22 protein-coding genes and 1 riboswitch are annotated in these 25,482 nt (G+C 71.2%); of the genes, 6 read left to right on the forward strand and 16 right to left on the reverse strand.

Annotated elements, in window-relative coordinates; genetic code table 11:
* Window positions 1-21: 21 nt before the first annotated feature.
* The gene (locus ACNTMW_RS06005) at window positions 22-258 is read right to left on the reverse strand and encodes a hypothetical protein (RefSeq protein ID WP_426632364.1); all 237 of its coding nucleotides are present in this window, start codon (window positions 256-258) and stop codon (window positions 22-24) included.
* A 49-nt stretch (window positions 259-307) separates the two neighbouring features.
* On the opposite strand from ACNTMW_RS06005, the gene ACNTMW_RS06010 reads away from it, so the two are divergent.
* Both ACNTMW_RS06010 and ACNTMW_RS06015 read left to right on the forward strand, forming a co-directional pair.
* Window positions 308-634, forward strand: a complete 327-nt coding sequence (locus ACNTMW_RS06010; RefSeq protein WP_426632365.1) for a TraR/DksA family transcriptional regulator — start codon at window positions 308-310, stop codon at window positions 632-634.
* Window positions 635-812: 178 nt separating this feature from the next.
* Window positions 813-1,148 carry a TraR/DksA C4-type zinc finger protein gene (locus tag ACNTMW_RS06015; protein ID WP_426632366.1) on the forward strand — a complete coding sequence of 112 codons (336 nt, stop codon included), beginning with the start codon at window positions 813-815 and terminating at the stop codon, window positions 1,146-1,148.
* A gap of 178 nt (window positions 1,149-1,326) precedes the next feature.
* Here the strand turns inward: ACNTMW_RS06015 and ACNTMW_RS06020 are convergent, their stop codons facing one another.
* Complete coding sequence (locus tag ACNTMW_RS06020) at window positions 1,327-2,892, reverse strand: helix-turn-helix domain-containing protein (RefSeq protein WP_426632367.1); 1,566 nt, start codon at window positions 2,890-2,892, stop codon at window positions 1,327-1,329.
* Between the two features lie 131 nt (window positions 2,893-3,023).
* Between ACNTMW_RS06020 and ACNTMW_RS06025 the strand changes: the two genes are divergently transcribed.
* From ACNTMW_RS06025 to ACNTMW_RS06035, 3 genes are all read left to right on the forward strand, one after another.
* On the forward strand, window positions 3,024-4,286 hold the full coding sequence (locus ACNTMW_RS06025; RefSeq protein WP_426632368.1) for an NAD(P)/FAD-dependent oxidoreductase: 1,263 nt from the start codon (window positions 3,024-3,026) through the stop codon (window positions 4,284-4,286).
* A 1,499-nt stretch (window positions 4,287-5,785) separates the two neighbouring features.
* Window positions 5,786-5,853, forward strand: a riboswitch (guanidine-III (ykkC-III) riboswitch).
* 14 nt (window positions 5,854-5,867) lie between these two features.
* Entirely contained in the window at window positions 5,868-6,182 is a 315-nt protein-coding gene (locus tag ACNTMW_RS06030) for a DMT family transporter (protein ID WP_426632369.1), read from the forward strand.
* Between the two features lie 398 nt (window positions 6,183-6,580).
* Window positions 6,581-7,708: a PucR family transcriptional regulator gene (locus ACNTMW_RS06035; protein WP_426632370.1), complete on the forward strand. Its 1,128-nt coding sequence runs from the start codon at window positions 6,581-6,583 to the stop codon at window positions 7,706-7,708.
* A 545-nt stretch (window positions 7,709-8,253) separates the two neighbouring features.
* On the opposite strand, the gene ACNTMW_RS06040 is transcribed toward ACNTMW_RS06035, so the two are convergent.
* The gene (locus tag ACNTMW_RS06040) at window positions 8,254-9,504 is read right to left on the reverse strand and encodes a metal-dependent hydrolase family protein (RefSeq protein ID WP_426632371.1); all 1,251 of its coding nucleotides are present in this window, start codon (window positions 9,502-9,504) and stop codon (window positions 8,254-8,256) included.
* A 120-nt stretch (window positions 9,505-9,624) separates the two neighbouring features.
* On the opposite strand from ACNTMW_RS06040, the gene ACNTMW_RS06045 reads away from it, so the two are divergent.
* Window positions 9,625-10,281, forward strand: coding sequence for a trimeric intracellular cation channel family protein (locus ACNTMW_RS06045; RefSeq protein ID WP_426632372.1), 657 nt, complete (start codon window positions 9,625-9,627; stop codon window positions 10,279-10,281).
* Between the two features lie 38 nt (window positions 10,282-10,319).
* On the opposite strand, the gene ACNTMW_RS06050 is transcribed toward ACNTMW_RS06045, so the two are convergent.
* The 13 genes from ACNTMW_RS06050 to ACNTMW_RS06110 all read right to left on the reverse strand — a co-directional run bounded on the left by ACNTMW_RS06050 (window position 10,320) and on the right by ACNTMW_RS06110 (window position 25,314).
* A complete protein-coding gene (locus tag ACNTMW_RS06050; RefSeq protein WP_426632373.1) occupies window positions 10,320-11,258 on the reverse strand; it encodes an urease accessory protein UreD in 939 nt (312 codons plus the stop codon).
* Window positions 11,252-11,989, reverse strand: a complete 738-nt coding sequence (gene ureG, locus ACNTMW_RS06055; protein WP_426632374.1) for an urease accessory protein UreG — start codon at window positions 11,987-11,989, stop codon at window positions 11,252-11,254. The genes ACNTMW_RS06050 and ureG overlap by 7 nt, the downstream gene beginning before the upstream one ends.
* Window positions 11,990-12,018: 29 nt before the next feature.
* Window positions 12,019-12,756, reverse strand: a complete 738-nt coding sequence (locus tag ACNTMW_RS06060) for an urease accessory protein UreF (RefSeq protein WP_426632375.1) — start codon at window positions 12,754-12,756, stop codon at window positions 12,019-12,021.
* Window positions 12,757-12,763: 7 nt separating this feature from the next.
* Window positions 12,764-14,482, reverse strand: coding sequence for an urease subunit alpha (gene ureC, locus ACNTMW_RS06065; RefSeq protein ID WP_426632376.1), 1,719 nt, complete (start codon window positions 14,480-14,482; stop codon window positions 12,764-12,766).
* On the reverse strand, window positions 14,479-14,901 hold the full coding sequence (gene ureB / locus ACNTMW_RS06070; protein ID WP_426632377.1) for an urease subunit beta: 423 nt from the start codon (window positions 14,899-14,901) through the stop codon (window positions 14,479-14,481). Before ureB ends, ureC begins: the two co-directional genes overlap by 4 nt.
* 22 nt (window positions 14,902-14,923) lie before the next feature.
* Entirely contained in the window at window positions 14,924-15,316 is a 393-nt protein-coding gene (locus ACNTMW_RS06075) for an urease subunit gamma (RefSeq protein ID WP_426632378.1), read from the reverse strand.
* Between the two features lie 220 nt (window positions 15,317-15,536).
* Window positions 15,537-16,793: an NAD(P)/FAD-dependent oxidoreductase gene (locus ACNTMW_RS06080; protein WP_426632379.1), complete on the reverse strand. Its 1,257-nt coding sequence runs from the start codon at window positions 16,791-16,793 to the stop codon at window positions 15,537-15,539.
* The gene (locus ACNTMW_RS06085; protein ID WP_426632380.1) at window positions 16,790-18,226 is read right to left on the reverse strand and encodes an NAD(P)/FAD-dependent oxidoreductase; all 1,437 of its coding nucleotides are present in this window, start codon (window positions 18,224-18,226) and stop codon (window positions 16,790-16,792) included. The genes ACNTMW_RS06080 and ACNTMW_RS06085 overlap by 4 nt, the downstream gene beginning before the upstream one ends.
* A 4-nt stretch (window positions 18,227-18,230) precedes the next feature.
* Window positions 18,231-19,658, reverse strand: coding sequence for an FGGY family carbohydrate kinase (locus tag ACNTMW_RS06090; RefSeq protein ID WP_426632381.1), 1,428 nt, complete (start codon window positions 19,656-19,658; stop codon window positions 18,231-18,233).
* Window positions 19,655-21,169, reverse strand: coding sequence for an amino acid permease (locus ACNTMW_RS06095; RefSeq protein WP_426632382.1), 1,515 nt, complete (start codon window positions 21,167-21,169; stop codon window positions 19,655-19,657). The genes ACNTMW_RS06090 and ACNTMW_RS06095 overlap by 4 nt, the downstream gene beginning before the upstream one ends.
* 68 nt (window positions 21,170-21,237) lie before the next feature.
* A complete protein-coding gene (locus ACNTMW_RS06100) occupies window positions 21,238-22,002 on the reverse strand; it encodes a DeoR/GlpR family DNA-binding transcription regulator (RefSeq protein ID WP_426632383.1) in 765 nt (254 codons plus the stop codon).
* Window positions 22,003-22,210: 208 nt separating this feature from the next.
* Complete coding sequence (locus tag ACNTMW_RS06105) at window positions 22,211-23,689, reverse strand: class II fumarate hydratase (RefSeq protein WP_426632384.1); 1,479 nt, start codon at window positions 23,687-23,689, stop codon at window positions 22,211-22,213.
* 170 nt (window positions 23,690-23,859) lie between these two features.
* Window positions 23,860-25,314 carry a glucose-6-phosphate dehydrogenase gene (locus ACNTMW_RS06110; protein WP_426632385.1) on the reverse strand — a complete coding sequence of 485 codons (1,455 nt, stop codon included), beginning with the start codon at window positions 25,312-25,314 and terminating at the stop codon, window positions 23,860-23,862.
* Window positions 25,315-25,482 lie beyond the last annotated feature (168 nt).

The raw sequence follows: 25,482 nt of genomic DNA on the forward strand, positions 1-25,482 counted from the left end.
GGTCAAACAGACCGGCCGAACCTATGGTGTGGGGATGAGTCCGGCCGGGTTGTACCGCCCTACCGGCGTCACGTCGGTGGCGTCGGCGTTGGACGCTGGGCGCCTGGTCAGTTCGGCGCAGCCAACCACCCGGGAGCCGGTGGTGCGTCCCATGACCGGTACCCGCATGCAGAGAGCGTCGGTCAACTGCGGGCTGCCGAGCCCGCTGCCGAGCGGCCGTAGCCCGCCGGTGGTCGCGTTCATCTCAGACACGGCCACCAGGGCGAAGCTTACCGGCTTCGGCCCTTTTCTTTTTGAGGAGACAGGCATGAGCACCGACCTGCACGACACGGCCGAACGCGATTGGATCGGCGGCCTGCACGTACTGCTGACCGAGGAGTTCGAAACGCAGACGGCGCGGCTGACCGAGCTCACCGCGGACACCGGCGACGCCGCCGATGCGTACAACCGGGACGCGCTGCTCGCGGCCACCCGGCAGAACCTGGCCAACGTCACTGAGGCACTGCGCCGCATCGCCGAGGGTACCTACGGCACCTGCGAGAAATGCGGCGGTGCGATCCCGCGTGAGCGGTTGGAGGTCGTGCCGCAAGCCCGCTTCTGCGTGCCGTGCCAGCAGAAGCACACCGGTTACTGAATGACGGCGGGGTCGCCGTTGCGACTGCGACGACGGCCCCGCCACTGTCCGCCACGCAGGTGGCCGCTCGCCGAGCGCCGGTGGGCGGCCGTGTCCTGCGCGTCACCATCGAGTCCAGGGCATCGGCAGGCGCGCCCGCTGCCCTTTGTCGGAGCCGAGTAGGAAGGAAGCGTCCGCCGTGTACGTCACCAGCAGGCAGGACGAGTTGGGCGTGCTGCGCATGGTGCTCGAGGAGCAGTACGAGCGGCACCTGACGCAACTTGCGCTACTGGCCCGGCAACCCCGCGAGCGGGGATCCGAAGGAACCGAGGGCGACCCCGCCGCAGCATTGAACGCCGCCGCGAGGCGAGCCCTGGGCGAGATCGCCCGGGCCCTGTACTACCTGGAACACGGCTGCTACGGCACCTGCGAGCGCTGTCACACTGACATCGAAATTGAGCGGCTCGCGCGCCAGCCAGCGGCACGATTCTGCGACTCGTGCCATCCGGGGGCCGACCGTCAACAGCGCCGATAGCTGTCATACCCGTGCCATCGCAACCTGGCGTCGGTTCCACGCCGGATGCGAACACCGTCCCGCGCGAGGAACACGACAGCCTCAGCGAACGGTTCGCCGTACCCGAGGCGGTGCTCGACGAGCGCGGCCAGGATGTGGAACCTCACCCGGCTATGGCTCAATCGTCACCGGAGTGACGTCAGGTCGCAGTGGCGGTGTCCGACCGCAGCGCCGCGAGCTGGATCTGCAGTGCCAGCCGGGTCCGGGGGGATTCGAGGTCGATGTGGACGACCTCGGCGAGCCGGCGCAGGCGGTACCGGAGCGTGTTGGGGTGCACGTGCAACTGCCGGGCAGCCTGCTTGGGGTCACCCTGCTGCTCGAGCCACGCGGCGACCGTGGCCACGTAGTCGGTGCCGTGCGTGCGGTCATGGGCCAACAGGTCGGGCAGCGGCCCGCCGACCATCAGGTCGTCTCGTGTCACCGTCGTGACCACGCGGTGTACGACCACGTCGGCCCAGACGTCCTCGAACCGCAGCAGCGGCCCTCCCTCCCGCGCCGACCGGTGCAGGGCGAGCAGTTCCGCGGCCTCGGCGCGCGATCGCGGCAGGTTCGCCAGGTCCGCGGCGACGCTGCCCGAGGCGGCCCGCAACGCCCGGTCGTGCACGGCGACGCTGTGGATCAGTCTCTCCAGCCAGGGCCAGGAGCCGGGAAAGTCGCCGTGGTGGGCCACGACCGCGAACAGGACGTCTCCGATGTCGGCGATCAGCGGCTGGCGCCACCCGTGGCGGCGGGTGATCGACTCCCACAGGGCCAGGTTGTGGACCGTGTCCCCGGCCCCGCCGTGCATCCCGAGCGCGACGACCCGCCACGGGCCCGTCGGTAGCCCCAGTTCCTGGCCCATCGCGGCGGGGGCGAGCAGGGCCGCCCTCAGCCGGTCGGCCGACACGCGGCGTGCGGCGTCGGCCTGCACGCGCAGACGCAGCAGGTGCAGTGCCAGCGTGGCCGCCGGGCGTTGGAGGTCATGCAGGCGTTCGTCCGGCACCGGGCCCTCGACGACCGCCCAGATCGAGCCGAGCAGTTCACCTCCGGCCCGGATCGGGATCACGAGCCGGGGCAGCGTTCCGTCCGGGCTCTGCGGCACGAAGATCGGATCGCTGCTCTTCGCGAGTTTGCGGAACACGCCGCGGGACCGGAAATGCGCCACCACGTCGCCGGGGACGCGTCGTCCGACGATCGTCGAGACCCGCGCGGGGTCGGTGCGGTCCTGCCGCGACGAGTAGGCGAGCACCCGCGACCGCGCGTCCTCGATCGTCACCGGCGCGTCGACGATGGCGGCGGCCGCGTCGGCAAGCGCGAACAGCTCGTCGTACACCCCGGCGTCGGCGGTCCCGGGTGAGCCGGGCGCGGCAACCCTGTCGATCACCCCGCGGAGTAGCCAGACAAGCTGGGTCCACGAGCCGTGGCGCTGCAGTTCGATCAGGGCCAGGTTGCGTGCCGCCACGGACGACGTCACGTCGGGGTGCGACGCCAGCGGAGGTTTGAGGACGAGGCCGGCCGCCCCAGCCTCCGCGCAGCGCTCGATGACGGCCAGCGCCTGCTCCGGTGTACCGACGCCGGCGCCGAGGACGAGGTCGCCGCGCTGGCCGATCGCCGACTCGTCGGGTTCGGCCAGGGCCACGTCACGGACCTCCGCCGCGTCGGCGGCAACGACGATCTTGAGCAGGGCGGCGCCGACGGCGTCCACCACGCCGGCCACAGTGATCATGAGGAGATGATGCCGCACTCTGTTCATTTCGGCCAATCAGATGGGCCGACATTGGCTTGATCGAACAATGACGTCTCTGCGGGGCGGGGACACGATTGATCCGATCCAGTTGTCCACGAGGAGAGACCGGAATGACCACCACCTCTGGCGCGCCCGCACCCCGGCACGTCGCCGTCGTCGGCGCGGGAATGGTCGGGCTGGCCACCGCCTGGTTCCTGCAGGAGCGCGGGGTACGGGTCACCGTGCTCGACCGTACCGGCGTGGCCGCCGGCGCGTCGTGGGGCAACGCGGGCTGGCTCACCCCCGGCATCACCACCCCGCTGCCGGAGCCGGCGGTGCTCCGCTACGGCCTGCGCGCCGTGTTGAGCCCGTCGTCGCCGGTGTACGTGCCGCCCCGCGCGGACGCCCGGCTGCTGCGGTTCCTGACCGGCTTCGCGCGGCACAGCACCCCCGGGAAGTGGAGGACCGCGATGCGGGCCTACATCCCGATGAACCGGCGCGCGTTCGAGGGGTTCGACGCGTTGGAGGCCGGCGGGGTCGCGTCGGCGACCAACGAGGCGAAGTCGTTCATCGCGGCGTACCGCACCGAGGCCGAGCGGTCGGTCCTGCTCGACGAGCTGTCCCACATCCGCTCCGCCGGTCAGGAGATCGAGTTCGACGTCCTGACCGGGGCCGAGGCGCGCGAGGTGGAGCCGTCCCTGTCCGACGGCATCGGCGCCGCCATCCGCCTGTACGGCCAGCGGTTCATCAACCCGGGCGAGTACGTGCACGCGCTCGCCGCCGCCGTCCGGGCGCGTGGGGCCGCACTGGTGACCGGGGCGGACGTGGTGGACGTCCGCGACGAGGGCGCCGGCGTACGGGTAGTGACCTCGGCCGGCTCGGCCGACCGCTACGACGCGGTGGTACTGGCGACCGGCACGTGGCTGGGGGAGCTGGCCCGGCGCTTCGGCGTCCGGACGGTCGTGCAGGCCGGCCGCGGGTACAGCTTCAGCGTCGCGATCGAGCACGTTCCGGCCGGTCCGGTGTACTTCCCGGCCCAGCGCGTCGCGTGCACGCCGCTGGGAGACCGGCTGCGCGTGGCCGGGATGATGGAGTTCCGCAGGGCGGAGGCGCCCCTGGACCCCCGGCGGATCGCGGCCATCGCCGAGGCGGCACGCCCGCTGCTGCGCAACGCCGACCTCGACACCCGCGTCGACGAGTGGGTCGGGGCGCGCCCGTGCACCCCCGACGGGCTCCCACTGATCGGCCGGACCAGATCACCGCGTGTCTACGCGGCCGGCGGGCACGGCATGTGGGGCATCACCCTCGGCCCGATCACCGGCAAGCTGCTCGCCGAACAGATCACCACCGGCCAGCACCCCGCCGAACTGCGGGTCTTCGCCCCGCTGCGCTGAGGAAATCCGGACAACGACCGCCACACCCCCGCGCGCCCCGGACACGGGCCGGCACAGCCTCGCCCGCCTGCCTCGACGGCAGGCTCGACGCCGGACGGCTTCGCGCCCTGCCCCACGGCGGGGCGCTCGCCGAACTCATACGGACACCAGGTATCGGAGACTTCTCCGCGGGCCGGGGGAGGGTGGCGGTGGCAGGCGGTACGCGCGCCGCACGGCCTGGCGCAGGCGTGGTTCGCGGACTGGGATGTGGGTCCGGGGCGCCGGCTCCGCAGCAGCACGCGCTCCGCGGTGTGAGAGGTGCCGCGACCGCTGATGAAGCCGCCGGTGGCAGGAAGGCAGTTCACGGAGACGGTCCCGGCCGGGTTTGCCGGGCGCCGGCAATGTGCATCCGGGCATGTCTGCGCCTCACGCACCTGTCCGCAGACCGCGAACCAGGACACCCTGGAACGCACAAGGTGCACCACGGAAGGCCCCGTAGAGCCCCCGATATTCGGCGGGAATGGCGGTCAGGCGATCCAGTCGTCTGGCCGCCGTGCCCGCAACGGTGATACCGCGGCTGGTGGAGGGTGTAAACCGAGGCAGGGGAGGAGCGGTGCGTTCCATGAGGCGTCCGTGCACGCTCGCACTGGCTGCCGGGGTTGGCCATCGCTCTGGCCGCGAGCCTGGTCGCTCACGGGCCCACCGCCGCCGTGGTCGCCGTCGGGTGGGTGGGCCTGTCCCTCCTGCGCGGCTACGCCTGCGCACACCTGGGCCAACGGCGCGGTGTCGGCAGGTCGAGAGCGGCCCAGGCCAGCCGCCGGGCGCCAGGAACGCGCCAGCGCCTGTACCCCAGCCGGTCCGGTGACGTTGCGATGTCACGCGCTACCGGCCCGTCCGGACCACCTGTTCCCGGCTGAGCAGTACGGCTCGCAGTCGAGCGGGTCGCGGCCGCGGTCCCGTTGCCCATGCTCGGCAGAAGGCGGGGCACTGACGACGCGCCTGTCCACTGGCAGTGTCACGTTCCGTACCGCCAGAGCGCAGCTGCCGTACGCCGCAGCGCCTGATCTCGCCACACACGCAACGATCGTTCAGTCAGGAGAAGCGCTATGTCGCAATGGTCGGTACGTAACGTGAAGACCCTGGAAGCGGCCGCGGCATGCGATGCGGCCGTCGACTGCCTGCCCGGTCATGCCGCGTACGCCCGACCCGCCGGCGGCCGGCGGGGCGGGCGGCGGTGTTGCTCGTTCGCCGACGCCGCCGGGGACCGCCTGCCCGGTCACGCCGCGTACGCCGACGAGGCAACCGGATCGGCGACCCCGAAACGACCAACAGCGGAACGGCTGAGCCGACGCTGGTCGGCGAGGCAGCGCTAGCCGATCCGCCTGCGGCCGCGTTGCTCCTCGACGCGGTCACCCCGCAGCAACTCAAGCTCGCGGTCAAGGCCGCCGACGGGAGGCTCACCGGGTTGGTGACTCTCTTAACAGAACGTTGCCCCCTCCGGAAGGGCTTGCCACCATGGAACGGATGCCGCACCGCGGACATCCCGGACGAGTGTGTGTCGTACCCGGTCTGACAAGACGACCACTGTGAAGGTGGTTCGTCGTGGCCTGGATCGTGCTCGTGATCTCCGGCATGTTGGAGAGCGTCTGGGCGCTCGCCCTTGAACGCAGCGCCGGCTTCAGCCGCCCGCTGCCCACCGCCGTATTCGGTACCGGACTCGTACTCAGCATGGCCGGCCTCGGCTATGCCCTGCGCACGATTCCCGTCGGAACCGGCTACGCAGTCTGGGTCGGTGTCGGCGTCGTCCTCACCGCAGTGACCGGAATCGTGGCTCTCGGCGAGCCGGCCACCCTGCCCAGAATCATCTGTCTGGTACTGGTGGTGGCCGGCGTCGCCGGACTGAAGTTCTTCCACTAACCGGCCCTGGCGGGCCAGCCAACCGCAAGCCGCCGCAACCACCGTGCTGGCGGGAACCGACTGCCTGCCCCGCTCGCAGGCTCCTTCCACTCGGCGTGCGGAACCCGGCTGCCGCGACGTACCGGGAGCACCGGCCCTGAACTGCCGGCGTCCGGCAGGATTGAGACGTAACAGTGGCCCGTCGATCGCGCCCGTGCGCGGCCGACGGGGGTGGACGTCGGCCGTCGGGAACGGGGCACCGGATGTGGGTTGCCACGGTGGCGGTCGCGGGAGGTGAGCCGGACGTGGTCAGTGTCGGTGGGCGACGTGGCAGGGGTGCGGCATCGGCAGCGCCGCCCCCGGATGCATGGCTGATCGATGTCGCCAACGACGCCAGTCGGGACGCCGGCGGTGTCCCGGTGGCCTTGCTCGGTGATTATCTGCCGCTGTTGGCCGACGCCGCGGTCACCGGGCGCCGGCCCAAGCGGGTCGAACTGGATGCGGTGGGCCAACTCGGCCGGCAGGCTGCGGAGCAGGGGATTTCAGCTGGACGGGTGGTCGAGCTGTACCTGTCGGCGGCGCGGCGGCTGTGGCAGGACCTGCCCGCGGTAGCGCGCTCCCGTGACAGCGAGGTGGTGCGCGCTGCCGCGGCAGCGGTCCTGCACGTCATCGACGACGCGGTGGCCACCCTGGCCGAAGGCTACGCCCTGGCCCGGCGGGATCTGGTCCGCCGGGAAGAGGCGCTGCGCCGGGAACTGATCGACGACCTGCTGCGCGGCGACTCCGACCTCGGCGCACTGGTCGAGCGGTCCGAGCCGTTCGGGCTCGACCTGGCCCGTGTGCACCAGGTCGCACTGGCCGCACCCAGCCGGCGACTGCCGGACACCGACGCGGCAATCACCGCATTGGAGGCGGTCATCTTCGACCGGCTCGGCGACCGCGACGTCCTCGTCGCGACCAAGGAAGGGCTGCTCGTCGTGATCGCCCCGGCAGACCCCGCGGTGGCCGGCCGGACCCCACCCGTCGATCCGGACAACGATCTCGGGCGGCTGATGCACGGCGAACTGAACCGGCTACGACATGGCCGCCCCTGGCGGGTCGCCGTCGGCCGCGCGTACCCGGGCCTGTACGGCATCGCCCGCTCGTACGAGGAGGCCCGGGAAGCGCTGACGATGGCCGGCCGGCTCCATGTGGACGCTCCGGTCGTCAACGCCCATGACCTGCTCGTGTACCGGGTGCTGCTACGCGACCAACCCGCCATCGTCGACCTGGTGTCGTCCGTGCTCAGCCCACTGGTGCGCGCCCGGGGCGGGGCCGAGCCGCTGCTGGACACTCTCGGGGCCTACTTCGACACCGGCGGGGTGGCCACGGAGGCGGCCAAGCGGGTGCACGTCTCCGTGCGAACGGTCACCTACCGGCTGGAGCGGATCAAGATGCTGACCGGGTACGACCCGTACGACCCGCAGCACCGGTTCACCCTGCAGGCAGCGGTGCTCGGCGCCAGGGCCCTCAACTGGCCGGCCGAGCCGTTGCCCGCCGCTGGGTAACCATCACCGACCAGCCATCGGTTGCCTCCGCGTGCACGGCGCGGACCACTGCGCGTCGGGTCGGCACAGCCTGTCCGCTCGGACGTACGTCCGGTTGCCCGTTTGCCGGTGCGGGACCAGCGGAGAATGTCGTGTGGGCAGCCTCGCGTGAGGCGTGGCGGTCCCGACCACCCGCCGGTGGCGCGTGCCGGCCTTGGCGGCATCGAGCCCCCAACCCGCTGGTCCTCGGGGCAACGACCGACCTCCTGGCGCGCCACCGACCGCCGCTCAACGACGCTCCACACCAGGATCGTGGCGACGACCGGAAGACCGCCGGTCACCGAGTGCTCGCCGCCGACGAGGCCGCCGGAGGCGGCTTCCGCGATCAGAACGACGACCAGCACGTCGGTAAGTCCCAGCGCGCCGGGGAAGACGATCACCGCTCCTGTCCGGCCCAGCTAGGCAGTAGGACTGGCCGGGCGTCATCCGACTGGCTCAGTTCGGCGACGGCTCGCACAAGGTCATCCTGGGCCGGTGGCGTGGTTGTTTCGCTTTCAACGGTGTTTTCACGATGGGGCGACTGGGCGGTGTACGGTGCCGCCGTGCATGACGAAGTCAACACTGTTGACGGCGTCGATGTCGTCGAAGGGGTCGCCGGACAGCGCAATCAGGTCTGCGGTGGCGCCGGGCTGGACCCGGCCGAGGTCGGGCCGTTGCAGCAGGTCGGCGGCGGTGCTGGTGGCGGCACGCAACGCCCGTGGCGGGGTGATGCCGGTGTGCACCATGGCGGGGAACTCTTTCCAGTTCTGGTGGTGCGGGAACATGCCGGCGTCGGTGCCGAAGGCGATGCGCACGTCGCTGGCGGCGACGTTGCGGGCGCTGTCATGGAGCTGATCGGCATAGCGGTGGAACTTCTCCCGCTCGGCGGGGTCTTTGCCCTGCCAGTAGTCCTCGTCGTCGAGGTGGTCCAGCGCGTCGGCGACCATGAACTGGGTGGGAACGAGGAACACCCCGCGCCGCTGCATCAGGGACAAGGTCTCGGTGGAGGCGAGGTTGCCGTGCTCGATGGAGCGTACCCCGGCCTGCACGGCGCGGGCGACGCCGTCGTCGCCGTAGGCGTGCGGGGTGCACGGCACGCCCAGGTCGGTGGCGGTGGCCACCAGGGCGTCCATCTCCTGCTGGGTATAGGTGGCCTGCCCGGGGTCGTCGGTGGGTGTGCCGAACCCTCCGGTGGCACCGAACTTGATCCAGTCCGCGCCGGCGCGGATCTCCTCGCGCACGGCGCGGGTGACCGCGGCGGGCCCATCGGCGAGTACGCCGATCTCGCGGCCGTATTCGGGTGCGAGCAGGGGGGAGACATCCCCGTGGGCGCCGCGGGCCGAGATCAGGTGCGGGGCCACGAGCATGCGCGGCCCGGTGACCAGGCCGTGGGCGAGGGCGTCGCGGAGGTAGATCGTGATCGGTTCGGTGGCGAAGGTGGCCAGGTCGCGCACCGTGGTGAACCCGCGGTCGAGCAGATCCCGCAGCACCGGCAGGGCCCGCAGGGCGATGACCGTGGCCGGGTCGGCCACGAACGCGGTGAGCAGGGCGGACGGGTCCACCGTGGTGTGGATGTGACAGTCGATGAAGCCGGGCAGCAGCATGCGGTCGCCGAGGTCGACCACCTGCCCCGCACCACGTTCGACCCGGTCGCGAACCTCGACGATCCGCCCGCCGCGAACCACGACCTCGGTGTGGCCGGACGGTGTTTCGGCCAGCCCGTCCCAACACCGCGCGGCCACCACCACGACGGTTCCGGTCGAGGTGTTCGCGGTCATGTCCGCTCCGTGGTGCGCATGCTGGAGCGGTACTTCCCGCTCAATCTCCGATCGAACCTGCTGCGGCAGGGTGCGGCGCATCCGCGACACTGGTGCCACCGGCAGGGTATGCAGGCCGGTGTGACTTCCGAACCGCCGCTGTTGCTCGCCCTGGATCTGACCGGCACCTTCGCCTTCGGGCTCAATGGAGCGCTGACGGCGGTACGCGCCGCACGGCTCGACGTGGTCGGCGTCGTGGCCCTCGGCATGATCACCGCACTGGGTGGCGGCGTCATCCGCGATGTCCTCATCGACTCGCTACCACCCGCTACGTTCCGTGACTGGCGCTATTTCGCCCTGGCCGCTGGCGGCGCCCTGACCGCCTTCGCCCTCAGCAGGCGGCTGGATCGGCTGGAGATGCCGATCACGGTGCTCGACGCGATCGGGTTGAGCGTGTTCGCGGTCATCGGCGCGGACAAGGCACTGGCCTTCGGGCTCGGGATCGGGCCCGCGATCCTGCTGGGGGCGGTCACCGGGGTGGGCGGGGGCACGATCCGTGACACCCTCGTCCGGCAGATCCCGTCGGTGCTGCACAGCGACCTGTACGCGATCCCCGCCCTGGTGGGTGCCGCGATCACCGTCGCCACCGCCCGGCTAGGCGTCTACAGCCTGCCGTCCGCACTGGGAGCCGCGGCGGTCTGTTTCGGCATCCGCATGCTCGGCGTGCGCTACGGCCTTGACGCGCCCAAACCGCCCGGGACCTCCGGGCGCCAGGACTCACCCGGCGACGGCGCATAGGCGAAGCATGATCTTTCGCATCCCGGACGACCCGCGGTTCAGCCCTTGCGGAGGTCCGGTGCGGGCGACCCGGTCAGGTGCCGGCGTGCGACGTCCCACACCGTGTGCAGGGCACGCCGTACCGGAATCGACGACGGCCCGAGAACCCGGGCGATGAGGCCGGCGCCGAAGGGCAGGGTGCTGACCCCGGCGACGACATCCTCGCTCTCGTCGAGGCACGCCAGCAGGGCCGCGTGCAGGCCGCGCGTCCGCTCCTGGGGTGCCAGCGCGAAGAAGGCCGCGTGGACGGCGTACCCACCCAGGCGCGCGGGAGTGTCGGCGCGACCGCAGGCGCCGCCGAACGACACCATGTCGGCGGCGATCTGTCGGCCGTCGGGGCGGCGGATGCGCGTCGTCGCGCGGTACAGGTCGTACGCGTGCCGCTCCCCGTGGGCCACCCGCCCGGGTAGCAGGGTCTCGGCGAGCAGAACCGTCGCCCGCGGATGCGCCGTGATGTCGAGCTGACCGACGAACCGTGAGTGACGGTACGGGATGACGGGGTCGGGAAGGTACTCCACGAAACTGCCGGCCCCGGCGGTGAGGTTGACCAGTTGCGCGGCGTAGTCGGACTCCATGCGGTAGATCTTCGTCGCGGCCTGGGTGGTCAGGTGGACCTCCGCGCCCTCGGCCACCTCGACGTCGATGCGGTACCGGTCGCCGGAGAGCATGCCGTCGCCTTGGTGTTGCAGGTAGACGAAGGCCATGCCGGGCCGCCCCGGATCCAGGTAGATGGGGTGGAAGATGTACAGCGGCGTCCGCTGGAACTGCCGGGTCACCCGCGTTGCTCCGGACATCGGCGCGAGTCGCAGGTCGAGCAGCCCGACGGTGCGCGGTGGTCCGTCGTCGGCGGCCCCGAACTGGCGGGTGAGCGCAGCCGGTGGCCGCGGGGTCCACCGGTCGGGGTCGTGCCGTTGCGCGGCTGCCGTGGGTGTCAGCATCGGGACCTGGCCGTCGCCGGCTGCGACACGATGTCGGCGGCCCGTAGCTGCTGAATCACCTCGTCGATCCCGGTGCCGGCCAGGCAGTCGGTGAACACGAACGGGCGTCCGTTGCGGACCGCCGACGCGTCGCGTTGCATGACGGCCAGGTCCGCGTGGACGTAGGGCGCGATGTCGACCTTGTTGATCACCAGGAGATCCGACGCGGTGATGCCCGGCCCACGCTTGCGCGGGATCTTGTCGCCCTCGCCGACGTCGATCACGAAGATGAAGAAGTCCGCCAGCGCCCTGCTGTAGGTCAGGGTCAGGTTGTCCCCGCCCGATTCGAGCAGCACCACGTCGGTGTCCGGGAAACGATCGGTCAGTTCGCGCACCGCGTCGAGGTTCATGGTCGGGTCGTCGCGTACGGCGGTGTGCGGGCAGGAGCCGGTCTCCACGCCGACGACCTTCTCCGGCGGCAGGACACCCGACAGCGTGGCCCGGACGTGCTGGGCGTCCTCCTGGGTGAAGATGTCGTTGGTCACCACGACGGGTCGGTGGCCGTCGCCGACGAGGCGGGGCACCAGGGCCTCGATCAACGCCGTCTTCCCCGAACCCACCGGTCCGCCGATGCCGACCCGCGGTACGGGCCCGCCGAGCCGGCCCAGGCCCGGTTCACCCAGGTCGGGGTCGGTCGCGTGGTCGTGCCCGGTGTGACCGGGTCCGGTGCCGTCGAGATGCTGCGCGCTCATCCTGGGTTCTCCTGCGGGTGTCTCGCCGGTCAGCTCATGAACAGCCGTACCGTGGCCTGCTCGTGCCGCATGCCCATGACGTCGGCGAGCGGTGTGGAACTGGACATGTCGTCCAGGTCGGTGGCGCATGCCTGGTGCGCCGCCCGGTCGATGACCGGACCGCAGCGGTGCAGTACCGCCTGCGCCATCCGGTGGTCGGCCACGCCGAGCCGTACCGCCGCGTTCAACCAGCCCGCGGCGAACGCGTACAGCTCGACCGCCACCGCGTACACCAGAGGTGTCTGCCGTTCGGCGGTGAGCAGGCCCATCACCACCGCGCCGTTTCCCGGCGCCGCGCCGCGGTACACCAGGCGGGCGTACGCGGTGAGCGCGGGCCCCGCGAACGACCCCACCGCGGTGCCGAGCACGCCACGTCCGGTCCGCGCGGCGGCGTCGCGCGCCTCCCGGACCAGTTTCACCGAGGTCAACCGCGCGTCGGCGGCGAGCGCCAACGGTTCGTCGTACCGCCGCGGATCGGGGGCCTCGGAGACGGCGCGGTGCGCCCACGCCAGGGCGACCCCGTCCGCGGTGGCGATGCCGTGCTCGAGCTGGTCGGTCAGCAGTGACAACAGCCCCCGAACGCCGCTGCCGGCGGTGACCACGCCGGACGCGACGTAGGACTCCAGGCCGTGCGAGAGGGTGTAGCGGCCGCTGGGGAACGCCGAGTCCGCCAACTGCACGGCCGCGAGAAAGGGCGGGAGGGCAGGAAACGCGTCCGGCGCTGCCACGGTCGCCTCACACGATGTAGTACAGCTGGGCCAGCGAAACCCGGTCGGCGGCAGGCACGCTGGCCAGCTCCCCGTCGACGTACACCTGGTAGGTCTCCGGGTCGATCCTGATGTCAGGCGTGGCGCTGTTGCGTACCATCTGCTGCTTGCCGACTTCGCGGCAGCCGCGGACGGGCTCGATCCAGCGGTCGAGCTCCAGGGCGTCGGGTACGCCCGCGTCGATAGCCGCCTGCGACAGGAAGGTGAGGGAGGTGCGGCCGACCGCCTTGCCCCAGGCTCCGAACATGGGCCGCAGCAGCACCGGCTCGGGCGTCGGGATCGACGCGTTGGGGTCGCCCATTATCGACCACGCGATGAACCCGCCCTTGAGGACGTACTTCGGTTTCACACCGAAGGTGTTGGTCGGCCAGAGCACGATGTCGGCGACCTTGCCCGGCGCCAGCGAGCCGACCACGTGAGCGATCCCGTGGGTGATCGCCGGGTTGATCGTGTACTTCGCCAGGTAGCGGAGAATCCGGTTGTTGTCGTGCTCTGGCGGGTCCCCGGGCAGCTTCCCGCGCTGCTGCTTCATCTTGTCGGCGGTGCGCCACACCGTCGACACCGTGTCGCCGATGCGGCCCATGGCCTGCGAATCCGAGGAGTACATCGACAGCACACCCAGATCCTGCAGCACGTCCTCGGCCGCCTCCGTCTCGCCGCGGATCCGCGACTGGGTGAACGCGACGTCCTCGGGGTTCTGCGGGTTGAGGTGGTGCGTGACCGTGACCATGTAGAACAGGTTGTCCGTGGTGTCCGTTGTGTACGGCCTGGTCGGATTCGTTGACGACGGCAGAACGTTCGGCAGACCGGCGATCGCCATGATGTCGGGAGCGTGGCCGCCACCGGCACCCTCGGTGTGGTAGGTGTGAATCGCGCGGCCATTGATCGCGTCGATGGTGTCCGCCAGGTACCCGCTCTCGTTGAGCGTGTCGGTGTGGATGGCGACCTGCACGTCGTGCCGGTCGGCGACGGTCAGCGCGCAGTCGATCACCGACGGGGTGGAGCCCCAGTCCTCGTGCACCTTCAGCCCGCACGTCCCCGCCTCGAGCTGCTCCACCAACGTTCCCGGCCGGCTGCTGTTGCCCTTGGCCAGCAGACCGATGTTCACCGGCAACGCGGCAGTGGCCTCGAGCATCCGGGCGATGTTGAACGGTCCGGGGGTGCAGGTGGTGCCCTTGGATCCGTCGGCCGGCCCGGTGCCCCCGCCCAGCAGGGTGGTGATCCCGTTGGACAGGGCATGGGGTATCTGGCCGGGGGTGAGGAAGTGCACGTGCGGGTCGATGCCGCCGGCGGTCGCGATCAGCCCTTCACCCGCGATGACCTCCGTCCCGGCCCCGACGATGAGGCGGGGGTCCACCCCGTCCTGGATGTGGGGGTTGCCGGAATGGCCGATTCCGGCGATGCGGCCGTCGGAGATGCCGATGTCCGCCTTGACGATGCCGAGGATCGGGTCCATCACGACCACCGACGTGATCACCATGTCGAGGGCGCCGTTGGAGTTGCGGACCCCGGGTGTCTGACCCATGCCGTCACGGGCCGTCTTCCCGCCGCCGTAGACGACCTCTTCGCCCGGGGTGAGCATGCTGGCCTCGACCTGCGCGATGAGCTGCGTGTCAGCCAGCCGGAAGCGATCGCCGGTGGTCGGTCCGTAGAGCGAAGCGTACGTGCGGCGCGGAACACTGCTCATCGGGTGTCCTCCTGCCGCTCACCCGGATCGCCCCGGGCTGCTTGCCATTCCTGCGCCCCCCGGTATCCGCGTTCCACGGCCCGGCGCATCGCCTGCCGGACGGTGCGTTCGGCGCCGGTGGCGCCGTCGACGACATCGTCGAAGCCGAAGATGCGTTTCATCCCGCCGACCTCCACGAGCTCGACGTCCTTCTCGTCGCCGGGCTCGAACCGGATGGCGTTGCCCGCCGGGACGTTCAACCGCATCCCGAACGCCTGCGTCCGGTCGAAGTCCAGGACGCGGTTCGCCTCGAAGAAGTGGTAGTGCGAGCCGACCTGGATCGGCCGGTCGCCGGTGTTGCGCACCCGCAGCGTCACCGTCCGGCGCCCGACGTTGATCTCGATCGGCTCGTCGGACAGCAGCCACTCACCAGGAATCATGGCCAACCCCCGTCGCGGCGGCTCATGGGATGGGATTGGACACGGAGATCAGCTGAGTACCGGTCCGGAACGTCGCCTCGACCTGCACCAACGTCACCATGTCGGGGACTTCCGGCATCACGTCGTCGCGGGTGAGCACCTGCTTGCCGAGCTGCTGCACCTCCGCCAGGGACCGCCCGTCGCGGGCGGCCTCCAGCAACACCTCACAGATCAGCGCGATCGACTCCGGAAAGTTGAGCTTGACGCCTCGTGCCTTGCGCCGCCGGGCCAGGTCCGCGACCTGGTAGATCACCAGCTTCTGCGTCTCCCGCGGAGTGAGCATCAGCGAGGAGATCCACGTCTCGGTGCCGGGAGCCGACGATGTACGTACGCCCGATTCGTCGCCTCGGTTGGCGGCGCTCTGCTCTTGGTCCATCGAGGCCTCCTTCGATGGCGAGGCAGCGGACCGGTGATGCTCCATGCGCCACCCCACCTACCCCAGCCCCGGGTGGTAAACCACACCCGCGCCATGGCGGACGGCCGTTCGAACAGCGGTATGCACCGTCACGCCCGCGCCCGGCGGGCCGCAGTGCATGAGCACCGGCCCGCCGGGTGGCACGCGGTAACGCCAGGGCTTCGCGCCGCCCCGCGCCGCCTCAACGCAGGCCCAGGTGGACCTCTCCGCCGTCCGGCCTGACGTCGCGAAGCAGGGACGACGGTACGCGGAAGACCCGGCCGGGCGACGCCGGCCACGGTACCCGCCGGCGGGCGATCACCCTGCCGTCCTGGCGTACGACGACCTGTGGCAGCCGGACCAGTTCGTCGGTCCACAGCAGCAGCCGGTTGCGGGCGGGTGCCGGGTCGCCGGCGCGCAGCAGGTTGGGCGCCACCCACCGGAACGGCTCGTCGGCGACGATCCGCACGCCCGCGGCCGGTGGCCGTGGCCCGGCCAGCCAGTCGAGGACCCGGTCGGCGACGTGCGCCCCGTCGAGGGCGGCGATGTCGGCGGTGTCGACGGCGTGCACGAGGTTGCCGATGGCGAACACGCCGGGACGGCTGGTGCGCAGCGCGGTGTCCACGACGGGACCCAACGTGCCGGGGTCGATGTCGAGGCCGCCCCACCGGGCCAGTTCGTGGTCCGGGATCCAGTCGCCGGTGAGGACCAGGGTGTCGCAGTCGACCGTGCGCCGCTGCCCGGTGTCCAGGTTCTCCAGCTCGACGGCCTGCAGCCGGCCGTGGCCGATGACGCGGGTCACCCGCGTGCGGGTGGCGACCGGTACGCCGAGCAGGCTCCGACCCGGGATGTTGAAGGCGGCGTACGACTCCGGCGAGGCGTACCGGGTGGTCATGAGCACCGACCTGCACCCGGCCTCGCGCAGCGTGAGCACCGCCGACCAGCTGACCAGTTCGCCACCGACGACCACGGCCCGCTTGCCGACCTTGCCGTGGTGGAGGTGGACGAGGTTCTGCAGGTGTCCGGTGGTGTAGACGCCGCCGGGACGGTCGCCGGGGATCAGACGGGCTGGGCGGGGCCGTTCCCGGGCGCCGGTGGCGAGCACGATCGCGGGCGCCTGGACCCGCAGCCGCCCCTGCGGGCTGGTGACCTCGACGGTGTGGTCGTCGGCCCAGTTGGTGACGGTGGCCTGGGTGCGGATCGTCGCTCCGGCGCGCCGGGCGGCGTCGACCAGATGCGCGGCGTACGCCGGGCCGCTCATGAAACGGCGCAGGTCGCGGATGCCGTAGCCGGGGTGGTCGCTGTGGCGGGGGATACCGCCGGCGGTGGCCTCCCGGTCCAGGACCAGGACCTCGCCGGCTACCTTCGGGGCGAGGGTACGGGCGGCGGTGAGCCCGGCCGGGCCGGCGCCGATGATGAGTACCTCGGGGGTGAGGACGGGCAGGCTGGCCTCGGTCATTTCGTTGCCTCGGGGAGGGGCGCGGCGGTCCCGCCGCGGGTGGTGAGCAGGTCGCGAACCTCGGCGCCGCAGAAGAATCCCTGACAGCGGCCGTTCATGACGCGGGTGCGGCGGCGGAGCCCTTCCAGACCGGCGGGTGGGATCGGCGAACCGAACGCGTCGCGGATCTCGCCGGCGGTGACCCGTTCGCAGAAGCAGACGACCCGGCCGTAGGCGGGGTCGGCGGCGATGAGGTCGGGCCGCTGGTACGGCCGGGGAAACGCCTCGCCGAGGTTGGGCATGCGCGGCGGGGCGGGAAGCTCGGCCCTGGGTACGAGCGGCAGGCCCGCCTCGGCGACGACGTCCCGGACGTACTCGCCGATCGCCATGCCCGCCGTCAGGCCGGTCGAGCGGATGCCGCCGACGAGGACGTACCGCTGGCTGGGGTCGGCCTCGATGAGGTAGTCGCTGTGGTCGATGGCCGCGCGCAGCCCGGCGTACGTGGCCGTGACCTCCTCGGCCAGCAGCCGTGGCATCAGGCGTTCCCCCTTGGCGAGCAGGAACTCGAAGCCGCTTTCGGAGGTGCCGGTGTCGGTGCGGTCAGTGAGGTCCTCGGCGGTGGGGCCGAGCATGACGTTGCCGTAGATGGTCGGGCTGATCAGTACGCCCTTGCCCCGGGAGGACGGTACCGGCAGCACGATCCGGTCGACCAGGGGCCGGGCGAGCTTGTCGTAGACGAGCAGTTCGCCGCGGCGGGGCGTGACCGTGAACCGGTCGTAGCCGAACAGCTGGTCGAGCACGTCGGCGCCGAGGCCGGCGGCGTTGATCACCCAGTGGGTACGTACGTCGCCGGCGGAGGTGCGTACCGTCGTGACGTCTTCGCCGACGGTGACGCGCTCCACCCGGTGGCCCAGCAATAGGCGTACGCCGCGGCCGACCGCGTCGGTGGCCAGCGCCAGGTTGGTGGTCCAGGTGCAGATGATCGACTCGTCCGGGACGGTAAGACCGCCGAGCGCGCCCTCGCCGAGCGCGGGCACCTGCCGGTACACCTCGGCGGCGTCGACGATCTCGCAGTGGGAGTACCCGTTGGCCTTGGCCTTCTCCCGAAGGCCGGGCAGTGCCTCGAGCTCCTCGGTGGTCCAGGCGACCAGCAGAGCGCCGGTCCGCTCCACCGGGATCCCGGTCCGCGTCGCGTACTCGCCCAGCAGGTGGCAGCCCCGGCGGACCAGCCGGGACTCCAGGGTGCCCGGCTTGGCGTCGAACCCGGTGTGCAGGATGGCCGTGTTGGCCTTGCTGGTGCCGTCGCCGACGTCGTCACGGGCTTCGACGATGGCGATCGACAGGTCGAATCCGGCCAGTTCGCGGGCGATCGCCGCGCCCACGATGCCGGCGCCGATGACGACGACGTCGAACGGCTGGTTCGCTGACCCGGGGTCGGTATCCGGGTGAGTCATGGGATTACTCCTGTGGTGCTGGTAGGGCGGCGGCGACGGCGGCGCGCCAACGGGCGCGGAACTCGCGCGACCGGTCGGGTGACCATGCCGGCTCGTACGTCGTTTCCGGTTCCCAGGGTGGGACGGCGTCGGCGACGGTGAGCTGCGGATGTACCGACATCCGGGCCAGCGCGGCCGCGCCGAGGGCGGTGGCGTGCGCCGACGGGTAGACGTCGATCGGGATCTGCATCAGGTCGGCGGTGGCCTGCATCAGCGCCCGACTCTGGGTGAGCCCGCCGTCGACGCGCAGCCGGGTCAGCGGCTGGCCGAGATCGGCCTCGACGAGCGTGGCGATCTCGGCGACCTGCGCGGCGATGCCCTGCAGGACGGCGAGTACGAGATGCTCCGGCCGGGTGGACAGGGTCATTCCGGTGAAGGCCGCGGTGGCGTCGGGGCGCCACCACGGGGCGGCGAGCCCGGCCAGCGACGGTACACAGAGAACACCCTGGGCGTCCGGGGCGGCGACCCGGTCGAGGTCCGCCGCGGACGCGATGAAGCCGAGATCGGACAGCCAGCGCACCGCTGACGCCGCGGTGTAGACCTGTCCGTCGACGCAGTACGGCGTCTCGCCGCGGGCGCGCCACGCCACGGAGGTGGTCAGCCCGGAGGTCGACCGCACGGCGGTGCCGCCGGCGTTGGCGAGCAGGAACGCGCCCGTACCGAACGTGCACTTGGCCAGGCCCGGCGCGATGCCACCCTCGGCGAGCAGCGCGGCCTGCTGGTCGACGACCAGCCCGGCCACGGCCATGGTGGTGCCGAACGCGGTGGTGTCACCGACGATCTGGTCGCATGCGACGAGCCGGGGCAGTTCCTCGCCGGCCAGGCCGAACAGGTCGACGAGTTGCGGGTCCCACTCGACGGCGTCGAGGCCCAGCAGCAGCGAGCGGCTGGCGGTGGAGACGTCGGTGACGAACTCGCCGGTGAGGTGGTGGACCAGCCAGGTGTCGGTCGTGGTGACCACGCCCGCGCCGGTGACGTTGCGGCGCAGCCACGCCATCTTCGGGGCGGAGAAGTACGGGTCGAGCACCAGCCCGGTGCGCTGCGCCACCCAGTCGCGGTGCGCCGCCAGTTCGGCGCACAGCGGCTCGGCGCGCCGGTCCTGCCACACGACCGCCGGTGACAGCGGCGCCCCGGTCGCGCGGTCCCAGGCCAGGACGGTCTCGCCCTGGTTGGCGATCGAGACCGCCTCGACCGGCCGGCCGGCGAGCGCGACGGCTCGCCGACCGGCGTCGAGTACCGATTCCAGCAGTTCCGCCGGGTCCTGCTCGACGCCGCCGCCCGGCAGGTAGGTCGGGCGGACCGGCGCTTCCGCGATCGCCAGGACGGTCCCCGCCTCGTCGACGACGATCGCCTTCGTACCGGACGTGCCCTGGTCGATGGCGAGCACGGTCATAGCGCGTCCACCGCCTCGCCGGGCTCGGCGGTCAGCTTTTCCCGCCGGGTGAACCACACGACGGCGAACAGCACCGCACCGACGGCCAGGGTGCCGAGCGCGTAGTACTGCGCCTGCCGGAACTGCGCCGGGATCATGAAGATGCACAGCTCGAGGACCAGCCACACCACCGCACCGGCGACGACGGGCTTCTCCCACCGGCCGAGGCTGAAGTCGTCCGGGCCCGGCCGGTACCGGTGGCGGGTGCCGATGAACAGCGCCACCGTGCCGGCGTAGAGGATGGCGGGCATCAGCGTGGCCGCGCCGAGCAGCTGGGCGAGCGCGTCGGCGTTGGAGGCGAACGCGAGCACGATGACGACGGAGGTCAGACCGGCCAGCAGGGTCGCGTACGTCGGGCCGCCGGTCGGGCGGGGCACCCGGGACAGCAGGTGGGCCGCCGGCACACGCTCGTCACGGGCCATCGCGTACACCAGGCGGCTGCAGCTGACCATGATGACCAGGCCACATGCGAAGATCGCCACGCACACGACGACCAGCATCGCCTTGGCCACGGCGCTGCCGACCGTGCTCTGGATGATGTCGGCCACCGGCGAGGAGCTGGCGCTGATCTCGGTGAGGTGGTTGCCGATGCCGGCGGTGATCACGATCAGGAACAGCATGCCGATCACGCCGCTGACCAGCAGTGCGCGCACCATCGCGGCGGGCACGACCTTCTTGGGGTTGTGGGTCTCCTCGGCGAGGTTGGCCGCCGATTCCCACCCGACGAGGGTGAACGCACCCAGCAGGGCCGACAGCATGAACGGGCCGAGCCAGCCGTAGTAGCCGTGCGCCGGGACCGCGCCGTACGAGCCGAGGTTGCCCCAGCTGCCCTTGCCGCCGAAGATCACCGCGGCGGCGATCAGCACGGTGATGCCGATGATGGCCAGCACCTCCGCGCCGACGGCCCAGTTGTTGATCCTCGTGGTGATCGGCGTCGACCAGATGATGAGCGCCATCTGGACGAGCAGCACGATCACGGTCACCACGGCCCCGCGGCCGGCGGTGTACTCGATGCCCAGCAGTGGGAATACCGCCACCTGGGTCAGGCCGTAGTCGACGGCGACCGCGACGATGGCCAGGAACGCGAACGACACCCAGCCGAACCACCAGCCGAGCACCGGCGACGCGAGCCGGCTGGCCCACTGGTAGCTGTAGCCCGACAGCGGGATGCGGTTGGCCAGCATCCCGTACACCAGCGCCACGAAGATCGTGCCGACGGTGACGATCGGCCAGGTCCAGATGCCCGCGGGCCCCCCGGAGCCGAGCACCGTGCCGTACGTGCTGAACAGGCCGGTGGTGACGGAGATGAACGAGAACGCGACCGCGAACGACTCGAACTTGCCCAGCGTGCGGGCCAGCTGCTGCTGGTAGCCGGCGTGCTCGATGCTGGTGTCGGCGGCGGCGTCGGAGACCGGCGGGCCGGGTGGCGCCGACTCAACGGGCCGTTGAGGCGGCATGACAGACTGTGACACGGGTCGACTCCTACGGTGAGACGGGGATAGATCCCGGTCGGGCGACGTTGCCGCGTCGCCCGACCGCCTTATGCGGTGACGATGACGCCGCCGGCACGTTTGACGGCGAGCGCCAGGGGTGGGGCCGGGCGGCCGTCGGTGACCAGCCCGGTGAGCGCCCCAAGGTCGCATACGCGGTGGGGCGCGACGCGGTCGAACTTCGACGAGTCGACCAGGGCGTACGCGCAGGCCGAGTTGGCCAGCATCACCCGGCGTGTGGCCACCTCGTCGAGATGGAAGTCGGTCAGCCCGGCTTCCACGTCGACACCGCCCGAGCCCAGGAAGGCCACGTCGGCGCGCAGGTCGGTGAAGAACGCCACGGCGTGGGAATTCGAGCACGCCAGGTCGCCACCGCGTACCCGGCCGCCGGACACCAGCACCTCCACGCCGGCGCGGCCGGCGAGCTCCGCGGCCACCAGTAGCGAACAGGTGGCGACCGTGCCGTGGAAGCTGCCGGGCAGGGCGCGCGCGACCTCCAGCGCGGTGGTGCCGACGTCGATGATCACCGTTTGGCCGGGCCGCACCAGTGTCGCGGCCGCGCGGCCGATGGCGATCTTGGCTTCGTGGTTGGCCGAGGATCGCTCCTGGAACGGCGCCTCCTCGTCAGCTGAGACCAGCGCGCTCGTCGCGCCGCCGTGCACCCGCTTCAGCACACCCTTGTGCTCCAGCGTGGTCAGGTCGCGACGGATGGTTTCCCCGGAGGCGCCGGTCAGGGCGACCAGTTCTTCCGTGCTGACCACGCGCGCGGAGCGGACTGCGTCGGTGATCCGGGCGTGTCGCTCAGCGGGGAGCATCGCTGACCGAAGCTGTGGAAAGTCGAGGATGCATGCGGGAAAGTGTGGACTTCGGCCCGCGGGCTGTCAATAGCCGTGCCGTAGCCCGTCAACGTCAACGGTGCGGAGGCCCGACGGGCAGGAGCTTGACCCTCGGACCACGGTCATTCGCTGATCGCGATGACGCGGAGAGGCGACCCGGTGCCGCCACGGACGGATGTCGCCCGGGTCAGGTCGCGGCCACGCCGGCAGCGCTGGGTCGGGCCATTTTCACGGGTACGACGATCCGGTCGAACAGCTCCTCGCGGACGCCGCGCTGCAGCGCGGCCTGTCTGAGCGGCAGGTCGTTGTCGACGGCGAGGCGGGCGATCTCGGACGCGCGGTCGTAGCCGATCACCGGGGCCAGCGCGGTAACCATCATGACCGAGCGGTCCACGTTGCGCCGCAGCTGGTCGTCGTTGAGTTCGGCGCCTTCGACGAGGAACTCCCGGACGTGGTCCGCGGCGTCGGCGAGCATCCGCGCCGAATGGAGAACGTTGCCGATGATGATCGGCCCGAACGCGTTGAGCTCGAAGTTGCCTTGACTACCGGCCATGGCCACGGCGGTATCGGATCCCATCACCTGGATGCACACCATGAGCATCGCCTCGGCCTGGGGCGGGTTGACCTTGCCCGGCATCATCGAACAGACGGGCCCGTCGGCCGGCAGTCTCAGTTCACCGAGCCCGGTCCGTGGTCCGGACCCGAGCCAACGCAGGTCGTTGGCGAACTTGAACAGTGCCACGGCGAGGCCGCGCAGGGCGGCGGAGGTGCGCACGAGCGTGTCGAGGGAGGCCTGGGCGGCGAACGTGTTGGGCGCGCAGACGAACGGCCGGCCGGTCAGCTCCGCGATGACGTTGGCGGTGTCCGCGCCGAAGCCGGGTGGGGCGTTCAGTCCGGTGCCGACGGCGGTACCGCCCATGGCCAGCCGGAACAGGCCGGGTACGGCGGCGGTGAGGTGTTCGATGGCGTACTCGAGTTGGGCGGCGTAGCCCGACCACTCCTGGCCGACGGTCAGCGGCGTGGCGTCCTGCAGATGGGTACGTCCGATCTTGATTGCGTCGTCCCATCGCCGGCCTCGTTCGGCGGTCGCGTCGTGTAGCCGGATGGCCGCCGGCAGCAGGTGCCCGGCGATGACGGTCACGGCGGCGACGTGCATGGCGGTGGGGAAGGTGTCGTTGGACGACTGACTCATGTTGACGTCGTCGTTGGGATGCACGGGCGTCTTGGAACCCAGTTGGCCGCCGGTGAGCTGGATCGCCCGGTTGGCGATCACCTCGTTGAGGTTCATGTTCGGCTGAGCGCCGGAGCCGATCTGCCAGACGTTCAGGATGAACTCGCTGTCGAGCGTGCCGGCGATCACCTCGTCGGCGACCCGCGTGATCAGGTCGGTCTTCCATAAGGGCAGGCGTCCGGCGCGACCGTTGATGATTGTCGCGGCCTTCTTGACGTACCCGTAGGCGTGGTAGATCTCCTTGGGCATCCGGTCGTCGCCGCTGCCGAAATACCGCAGCGACCGCTGGGTCTGCGCACCCCAGTAGCGGTCGGCCGGGACCTCTACGGCCCCGAGGGCGTCGGTCTCGGTGCGGGTACCGGTGGCGTCGATACCGACGGGAAGGTCGTGAACGGTCGGCACGTTCCCGTCGTGGGTCTCCCGGTGTGGGCTCATCCCGTCACCCTGCCTTCATCAGGCCTTCGGTATCGCCGCAGGAACGTGCACCAGCCGCCCCGGCGCGATCAGGAGTCCTACCCTGCCCGATCCGTTTACACCTTCCGCCGTCGGCTTGCCGCTGCGCTGGTCCCGGCGTGCAATGCGCGCATCACCGCGAACCCCGCCGGTCACGTCCGCGGGAGCCCGGAGGGCGGCCAGCCCTCAGGTCCGGTGCTGCCGGCTCGATACGCGCGCAGTGGCACCGCGTTCTCGCGCCAGGCCGTTCGTACCGGCTCGATGATGCGCCAGCAGTCCACGGCGGTGTCCCCGCGTACCGACAGCGTCGGGTCGCCGTCGAGCACCCCTTTGAGTACTTCGCCGTACTCGGGCAGTTCGCCGGGGCCGAAGTCGGCTTCCAGTGTCACCGGGTCGATGCGGGTCGGGTCGCCGGGACCGTTGATGTTGACGTCGAGGCGTAGCCGGTCGGGGCCGAAGCCGATGCCGAGGCGCAGCCGGGTCGGTTGGTCGGGGCCGGTCAGACCGACGGGTACCCGAGGTGGTTCCTTGAAGGTGACGACGACCTCCTCGCGTGGCGCGCCGAGCGCCTTGCCCGACCGGACCCGGAACGGCACCCCGGCCCACCGCCAGGTGTCCACGGCGAGCACGACCTCGGCGAACGTCTCGGTTGTGCTGCCGGCGGGGATGCCCTCCTCGTCGGTGTACGACGGCAGCCGCCGCCCGTCGATCTCGCCCGCGGTGTACTGTGCCCGGCGGCTGAACGCGACCGGATCGTCGTTCCACACCCGGGTCGCGCGCAGCACCTCGGCCTTGCGGTCGCGCAGGTCCCGGGCGTGCAGCGTGGGTGGGGCCTCCATGGCGATCAGCGAGAGCACCTGCAGCAGGTGGCTCTGGATCATGTCGACCAGCGCGCCGGCGCCGTCGTAGTAGTCGGCCCGGCCCTCCAGGCCGAGGCTCTCGTCGAAGACGATGTCGACGCTGTCGACGTGCTGGTTGTTGAGCACGGGCTCGAAGATCCGATTGGCGAACCGCACACCCACGATGTTGAGCACCGTTGACATGCCAAGGAAGTGGTCGACCCGGTACACCTGGTCTTCGGGTACCAGCCGGGTCAGGAGGTCGTTGAGGGCCTCGGCGCTGGCCGCGTCCGTGCCGAAGGGCTTCTCCATCACCAGTCGGGTGCCCTCGGGCAGGCCGATACCGGTCAGCAGGTGGCACGCTTTCACGGTCACCGATGGCGGCAGTGCGAAGTAGATGATCGGCCGTCCTCGGCAGGCGCCGAGCAACACTCGCAGGTCGCCGGCATCGGTGACGTCGGCGCGACGGTAGTGCGTACCCTTCGTGACGGCGTCCACCTGCGGCCCGACGGCGTGCGCTGCCGCGAACGAGTCGGCGACCCGGGCGCGCCAGCGGTCGTCGTCCCAGCCGTCCATCCCGGCACCGACCAGTGACAGGCCCTGGCCCCGGCCGCTGGCGAGCAGTCCGGCCAGACCGGGCAGCAGCAGTCGCGCGGTCAGGTCGCCGCTGGCGCCCAGGATCAGCAGCGTCTGTTCAGCGGTGCCGTCGGTCGCCGGCCCGTGACCGCGCGCCGTCGCCTGGCCGGCCAGTGAACGCTCGGAGGTCATGCCCCCGTCATGCCCCGGTACGACGACACCTATGCGCTCACCACAGGTCGCCGCCGTCTGCCGTCGATCAGGCGGGGTCAGTGAGCGTGTGGGCCACCGGATCACCCCGGTGCGCTGACACGCGCGTCCGGTCACCGCTCTTGCTGAGCGCTGCAGGCACATCGAGTC

The organism is Planosporangium spinosum (assembly GCF_049999945.1).
GTDB lineage: Bacteria > Actinomycetota > Actinomycetes > Mycobacteriales > Micromonosporaceae > Planosporangium > Planosporangium spinosum.

Bases quoted from the DNA above. Each gene is read 5' to 3' on its own strand.
- ACNTMW_RS06110 (WP_426632385.1), bottom strand. From the start codon at position 25,314: ATGACCTCCGAGCGTTCACTGGCCGGCCAGGCGACGGCGCGCGGTCAC.
- ACNTMW_RS06100 (WP_426632383.1), bottom strand. From the start codon at position 22,002: ATGCTCCCCGCTGAGCGACACGCCCGGATCACCGACGCAGTCCGCTCC.
- ACNTMW_RS06025 (WP_426632368.1), top strand. From the start codon at position 3,024: ATGACCACCACCTCTGGCGCGCCCGCACCCCGGCACGTCGCCGTCGTC.
- ACNTMW_RS06090 (WP_426632381.1), bottom strand. From the start codon at position 19,658: ATGACCGTGCTCGCCATCGACCAGGGCACGTCCGGTACGAAGGCGATC.
- ACNTMW_RS06105 (WP_426632384.1), bottom strand. From the start codon at position 23,689: ATGAGCCCACACCGGGAGACCCACGACGGGAACGTGCCGACCGTTCAC.
- ACNTMW_RS06020 (WP_426632367.1), bottom strand. From the start codon at position 2,892: ATGATCACTGTGGCCGGCGTGGTGGACGCCGTCGGCGCCGCCCTGCTC.
- ACNTMW_RS06010 (WP_426632365.1), top strand. From the start codon at position 308: ATGAGCACCGACCTGCACGACACGGCCGAACGCGATTGGATCGGCGGC.
- ureB (WP_426632377.1), bottom strand. From the start codon at position 14,901: ATGATTCCTGGTGAGTGGCTGCTGTCCGACGAGCCGATCGAGATCAAC.
- ureC (WP_426632376.1), bottom strand. From the start codon at position 14,482: ATGAGCAGTGTTCCGCGCCGCACGTACGCTTCGCTCTACGGACCGACC.
- ACNTMW_RS06050 (WP_426632373.1), bottom strand. From the start codon at position 11,258: ATGCTGACACCCACGGCAGCCGCGCAACGGCACGACCCCGACCGGTGG.
- ACNTMW_RS06080 (WP_426632379.1), bottom strand. From the start codon at position 16,793: ATGACCGAGGCCAGCCTGCCCGTCCTCACCCCCGAGGTACTCATCATC.
- ACNTMW_RS06040 (WP_426632371.1), bottom strand. From the start codon at position 9,504: ATGACCGCGAACACCTCGACCGGAACCGTCGTGGTGGTGGCCGCGCGG.
- ACNTMW_RS06085 (WP_426632380.1), bottom strand. From the start codon at position 18,226: ATGACTCACCCGGATACCGACCCCGGGTCAGCGAACCAGCCGTTCGAC.
- ACNTMW_RS06075 (WP_426632378.1), bottom strand. From the start codon at position 15,316: ATGGACCAAGAGCAGAGCGCCGCCAACCGAGGCGACGAATCGGGCGTA.
- ureG (WP_426632374.1), bottom strand. From the start codon at position 11,989: ATGAGCGCGCAGCATCTCGACGGCACCGGACCCGGTCACACCGGGCAC.